Origin of the sequence: Mesorhizobium tianshanense (assembly GCF_007830515.1) — a bacterium.
GTDB lineage: Bacteria > Pseudomonadota > Alphaproteobacteria > Rhizobiales > Rhizobiaceae > Mesorhizobium > Mesorhizobium tianshanense.
This window is the reverse complement of record NZ_VLKT01000036.1, coordinates 76675-82807: the sequence shown is the minus strand read 5'-3', so window position 1 is coordinate 82807 and position 6133 is coordinate 76675. Positions and strand designations below refer to the sequence as shown.

Annotated in this window: 6 protein-coding genes; all 6 read right to left on the bottom strand. The window is 54.8% G+C overall.

Annotated features, from left to right (window positions below; all coding sequences use genetic code 11):
- Positions 1-134: 134 nt before the first annotated feature.
- On the bottom strand, positions 135-1382 hold the full coding sequence (locus tag IQ26_RS25615) for a methylaspartate ammonia-lyase (protein ID WP_145721074.1): 1248 nt from the start codon (positions 1380-1382) through the stop codon (positions 135-137).
- Between the two features lie 84 nt (positions 1383-1466).
- Positions 1467-2201 (bottom strand): phosphonate metabolism transcriptional regulator PhnF, encoded by a 735-nt coding sequence (gene phnF, locus IQ26_RS25610; protein ID WP_145721080.1) that lies wholly within the window; start codon positions 2199-2201, stop codon positions 1467-1469.
- A gap of 55 nt (positions 2202-2256) precedes the next feature.
- Positions 2257-3141: an ABC transporter permease gene (locus IQ26_RS25605; RefSeq protein ID WP_145721073.1), complete on the bottom strand. Its 885-nt coding sequence runs from the start codon at positions 3139-3141 to the stop codon at positions 2257-2259.
- Positions 3138-4076 carry an ABC transporter permease gene (locus IQ26_RS25600; RefSeq protein ID WP_145721072.1) on the bottom strand — a complete coding sequence of 313 codons (939 nt, stop codon included), beginning with the start codon at positions 4074-4076 and terminating at the stop codon, positions 3138-3140. The genes IQ26_RS25605 and IQ26_RS25600 overlap by 4 nt, the downstream gene beginning before the upstream one ends.
- On the bottom strand, positions 4073-5074 hold the full coding sequence (locus IQ26_RS25595; protein WP_145721071.1) for an ABC transporter ATP-binding protein: 1002 nt from the start codon (positions 5072-5074) through the stop codon (positions 4073-4075). Before IQ26_RS25595 ends, IQ26_RS25600 begins: the two co-directional genes overlap by 4 nt.
- Positions 5071-6129 (bottom strand): ABC transporter ATP-binding protein, encoded by a 1059-nt coding sequence (locus IQ26_RS25590; RefSeq protein WP_162458073.1) that lies wholly within the window; start codon positions 6127-6129, stop codon positions 5071-5073. The genes IQ26_RS25595 and IQ26_RS25590 overlap by 4 nt, the downstream gene beginning before the upstream one ends.
- Positions 6130-6133: the final 4 nt, after the last annotated feature.

The following is a 6133-nucleotide window of genomic DNA, read 5'->3' as shown; positions in this document are numbered from 1 at the left end:
GCTAGAGGTCCGTCAATCCGTCAATCGGGCGGCGTGACAGTTAGAAATTCTCGCGGCGCTCAGTGCTTCAGATAAGCTGCGGCCCGATCACGGCGTGTTTAGCTCCGCAGGCTGCTGGACGGTTCCTAATAGCGCTATGCTGACTGCCTCCGCCGTCGAATAAGCTCCAGAGTACGGCCCATCTCGTTAGATTGTATCATTAGTGCCTCGTCTCCCCCCAACCCGGGTTTCGACCCTATGAAGTCCGGTCTTGAGGCGAGAGCGATATGCATTGATATACGCGTCGATTGGTCGGTTTCATTCGCCGAGCCGCCCAAAAATGCGCCCATACCATGCGCCTTGCAATATAGGACGGCCTCCATGGAGTTGTTGACTCCACCGAGATCCGGCATTTTGATCTGAACGTAGTCAGACGCTTCCTGATCGGCAAAAAGGCGTATGTCATCGATGCTATTGCACCAATCGTCGGCAATAATACCTGCGTTAACACCAGCTTTTCGAAGCGCGCATCTCAATTTCCGCAAGCTGTCGATCTGTGCCTTTTGGCTCTCTTCTAGTACCGGCGACTCTATCAGCAACGGCAATGGACCTGCTGCCGTGGTCGCTCTGCCGATTAGGGTCGCAATCTCCGCCGTGTCCCCTGAGAATAGTTCTCCAAGTACGCCATAGAAGTCGAAATGAAGGGCAGGTGTATACGCCGCGCCACCAATCGCTTTCACGCGTGATGAGAGGTGACGAATATGCTCAAGCAACTTCTCACCGTCTCGACCAAGCTGTTCGACATCCGTGAAATACGTGTGCGGAAGGATGGCAGGCTGCTTCAAAATCATCCGGTCAAGTTGTCGAGCATCATCAGGTTCGCAACTGACGGAGATGGGAATAGGAGTTGTGGAGAGGGTTGTGTCGTACTCACGTGCGAGGACTTCGGCCATCGTCTCTCGGTTAGTCAATGCAACGGCATGCAAGATCGCTTGTGTTAATCCGTAACGCAATGCGACATGCAACCTGTGACCCTGGTAGACGAAGTTATCCAACTCCTGAGCCAGGGAGCGGAAATCAGAAACGTCGCGGCCACACAAGCGGCCTGCAACCTCACCCTCGAGCATGGGCAAGTTTTCATGGCCCCGAAGAACGGGGTCCCTTCCTGAGACCCCCGCGAAAACAACGTCACAGCAATCTCCAAATCCTACTTGCCCGTCGTCGAGAACCAACATGACCGAAATAGCATCGGCGGGCTCTACAATTTTCGTGAAGCCGGGTGTCTGCGGCTCACCGTCGTAAATGAAGCCGTCTGAGGTAACTCCAGATCTAAGAGCGGCGAAATCAATGTGGAAGTAACCCGATCGGCCAACGGAGCAGACGACTCGATCTATTTTCATCATAAAGCCTTTATCGGATCGTCGCGCAGAGTGTGGTCTCCGCGTCACTAGGCGTCAAAATTCGCTTTGACCGCATCGTATGCTGCTTCAGATTTCGGCTGGATCGTTGTCCACTGTGAATTGAACCCGATCGCCTGCCCATACTGCCTCCGAAAAGCAGATGGGACTGCCAGCCTCGTCAACGTCAACCTTTTGGGTACACAGTACCCATCGAGAGCGCGGCTGTTGTAGCGCCCTGGCCTCGGTGTCGGTTGGTGGTCGAGTGGTGATGATAGTGTTGAGGCGAGTATAGTCATGAATTCCGTAGGATTGGAGAACCGGGCTTATAGATCCCTCTTCGATGCGTTTTTGGGCAAATCCAGGAAAGCGAAGCGAGGGGTAATACATCTGTCCATAAGAAATAATTGTTTCGTTCGCGAGGGAGAGCGTTTCGACCACAACGACCAAGTCGCCCGGTGTGATCTTCAGGCGCTCTGCAACCAGGTCCGACGCTGGGATCTCCTCTACACGCTTTGTTATCCTACTGGGGTCTACACCCTGACGTTTCAGATTCTCGGAATAACGCGTACGCTTTGAAATCTCGTAGTTGATTATTCCCTCATGGACAAAAGTGCCCCGGCCCTGCTCTATCCGAACCAGTCCGTCATCCTCAAGCATCGACATCGCACGCCGCACCGTGGTGCGGCTGACATCGAAGCGGGAAGCGAGTTCTGGCTCCGTCGGGAGGCGTGAGCCAGGTTCGAGTCCCTGAGCAGCGATTTCATCGGCGATTTGGTCACCGATTTGCCGCCAAAGTGCTTCTCCTGATTTTCGCTCAAGCACCGTTGATACACTCCCTATCTGTGCTGAATCGTGATTTCGACAAAACGGTCCGAACTCACGTTGACGTCGATGCGTCCAATCGGTCACGAAGCCAATCTCCAACTAAAGTGACCGACAACGCCGTGAGGAAAATTACTAATCCAGGGGCAACCGCGGTCCACCATGCTGTGGTCATAAACTCTCGTCCATTGCCGATCATCAGACCGAGACTTGTTAGAGGGGGTTGTATCCCGAGACCAAGAAAACTCAATCCACTCTCAAGAATGATAATTCCAGGAAGGTTGAGAGTAATCTGCACGAGCAATGACCCAGCAATGTTCGGAAGAACATGCATCCCATATATACGGACTGGGTGGAAACCCAGGTTCCGCAACGCTTCGACGTAACCTAACTCCTTTGCCGAGAGAACAAGCCCTCGCACGAGTCGCGCATAAACCTCCCATCCGTAAAGCCCGAGCAGGGTAACAAAGAGGAGTATGCTATTGCCGAAGAAAGCCAAAGCGGCCAGGGCAAATATCATGAAGGGAATGGCCGCTTGGAAATCGATCAATGCGGACAGAGCCTCGTCGCAGACACCGCGAAAATGTGCGGCCAGGAAACCGAGCAGCGTGCCGAAGCCGGCTCCAATCAAGGTTCCGGCAATAGCGATAATCAGGCTGAAGCGCAAGGAAAACACAAGCCGGCTGAAGACGTCCCGCCCCAATTCATCCGTCCCTAGATAATGCCCTTGAGGACCGCCAAGAAAGGATGGTGGCTTCAGGCGATACAGCAAGTTCTGGTCATTATATCCATATGGCGCGAGCACATTCGCGAACACGGCACACAGGGCTGCTATCAGTAGAAAGCCCATGGCCGACGATATTAGAACGCTCGGTATCCGAAAGTTTCGAGGTGCTTTAGCGGTCGGAGTAATGGAGCTAACGACGGCTTGGTTGCTCATCTCGACTTTCCTTCCGTGGAAGAGCCGATCCTAGGATCGAGCCAGCCATAAAGAAGATCGACCAAAAGGTTGGCCGCTACCATTGTCAGCGCCGCAAGGAAGACGATGGTCTGTACGACCGCCACCTCGCGAGCCGCTACTGCCGTAACAGTTAGCCGGCCTATTCCCGGCCACGCGAAAACGGTTTCGACAATAACTGCCCCACTTAGGAGCTGTCCAACAATCAGTCCAATAATCGTAACGATCGGGATCGCGGCGTTTGGCAAGGCGTATCCGAGAATTCGCCAAGACAATGGCAGACCATTCGCGACTGCAGTTCTCATGAACGGTTTTGAAAGCACATCCAGCATGGACGCCCGTGTGAATCGGGCGATGGTGGCCGCATTCCACAGGCCTATCGTGCACGCGGGCATCAGCAGATGCGCCCAGGTTGCGCTGCCTGAACTTGGAAGCCATCGCAGTGACATCGAAAACAGCAAGATAAGCAAAATTCCGAAAAAGAAAGTTGGAATGCTGTGGCCAAGAACAGCGAAAGAAATAACCGCGCGGTCTATGGCGCTATTTCGCTTCATGGCCGCCGCAATTCCAGCGGGCAACCCGACAAGAAGTGCCACAATCAATCCCGCAAAGCCAAGTGTCGCGGTTGCCGGAATACGCTCCGTCACCACCTCGAGAGCAGGCCGTCCGTCGCGAAATGAAGTGCCGAAATCTCCGCGAAGAACGCTACTAATGTAGCTGACATACTGAACATATATCGGGGCATCCAGGCCCCACCTCGCACGATATTGCTCAATGACGTTTGCCGGCGTCTCTTCGGGCAGCAGCATTTTGATGGGGTCTCCGGCGAGGCGGAGCATTACAAAGACAAACGTGACCACCAGTATGAGGGTCAGCAACGCCCTGAGAGTCCTTGCTATCAAGAATCGGACGTTCATTGGGAACCTCCATTCTCTGACAATCCAGTCATATGGCAGGCCACTGTGTGATCTCCGCCCGCATCGGCCAAGGCTGGTTCCACCTGGCGGCAGATATCGTGCACTAAAGGACAGCGTGTTTGGAATCGGCAGCCCGACGGCGGAGAGGCCGGATCGGGCAGTTCGCCTTCGATGAGGGGAGTTCGTGAAGAATGTCGGTTTCGGGAATCAATTGCTGGCACCGCCGCCAACAGGGCACGTGTGTACGGATGGAGCGGGTTCTCAAAAATCTCGAACGTGCGGGCCATCTCGACGATGCGCCCCAGGTACATAACCGCGACACGGTGACTGATATGGCGCACAACCCGGAGATCATGCGAAATGAATAAGTAACTCAGGCCGAACTTCTCTTGCATTTCGACCAGGAGATTGACGATCTGGGCCTGCACCGAGACATCGAGTGCTGAAACCGGTTCATCGCAAACGATCAGCTTTGCCTGCATCGCCAATGCTCTCGCTATGGCGATACGCTGCCGCTGACCTCCCGACAGTTCCCTTGGATATCGAAGATCTGCCCCGCCGAGGCCAACGCGGTCGAGCGCGTCCATCATCAGGTCACGAGACGAATGCTTTTTGTCGGCTAGTCCATGGACTGAAATGACTTCCTCAATCTGCGCCCCCACTGTCATACGTGGGTCAAGGGCGCTCGATGAATCCTGGAAAATCATTTGCATGTTTCGGCGTGACCGTCGCCACGCTGTTCCATGGAGTTTGGATAAGTCCTGGCTTTCGTAACGAACAACACCACTCGTCGGCTTCATCATGCCGAGGGCGAGGCGACCCGTTGTTGACTTGCCCGAACCGCTTTCGCCGACGAGTGCCAGCGTTTCACTGCGGCCGAGAGCAAATGTTACGTCGTCGACCGCCTTGACTATGCGCTGTTTAGAATTAAACAACCCTCGGTTGAAGAAGAACGATCGCGACAACTTTGTCGCTGTCAGCAGCGGTAAGTCGTTCATTGTGTCCATCCGTTTGGGAAATGACAGGCAACCATTGCGCCCATGGACGTCGGCTCGAGATGCGGAGGCATTCGGCCACACTTGTCATTTGCACGCCGGCATCGAGGCGCGAAAGCGCAGCCACTTGGCGCCCCCAAGAGCGACACGACACTTCCCGGTATCGTTACCAAGGGCCCGACTGTTGGCTCGATGCCTGGTGAGGCTTCAATCAGTCCCTGTGTGTAAGGATGCTTCGGGTCTTTTAGCAGAACCTCTGTCCGAGCCTCTTCTACCACCTCTCCGGCGTACATGACGGCAATGCGGTCCGAAGTTTGCGCTATGACGCCCAGATCATGCGAAACGAGGATAATCGCCATCCCAAGTTCGCGCCGAAGCTCGCCAAGAAGGCTAAGGATTTGGGCTTGGATGGTCACGTCCAGCGCGGTCGTAGGTTCGTCAGCTATGAGAAGCTTGGGTTCGCATGACAACGCCATGCCAATCATGATGCGCTGGCATAGGCCACCGGAAAGCTGGTGAGGGTAATCATTAAGACGCTCCCGAGCGGCAGGCACTTTTACCAGATCGAGAAAGCGGGCGGCCTCGGCTAGCGCAGCTCCGCGAGATAACCCCTTATGTACCATGATCTTGTCAGCGATCTGCGCTCCCACCCGCCGGACAGGATTCAGCGAATTCATGGGATCCTGAAAAACCATTGCAATCTCCCGGCCACGTATGCCGGAAATTCCCTTGGACGAGATCGTTCGCAGATCCTTTCCCCCGAACAAAATTCGCCCGTCGATCCGCGCATTGTCTGGAAGAAGTGAAAGAATTGCCGAACAAACGGTGCTCTTGCCGCAGCCGCTCTCGCCAACGACGCCAAGGCACTCGCCGGCATTCACGCTCAATGATACATGCCTGACGGCATGCACTTCACCGTGTCGGCTAGGAAGACGGACACTGAGAGCGTCAAGGCGCAGCAACGCTTTTTCGGGAACAGAACCGACTACGCGGAGTGGTACTGCGATCTCTCGCAGTACCTGACCGACCACAAAAGTTGTCGTTTTAATTGTCGACATCGTG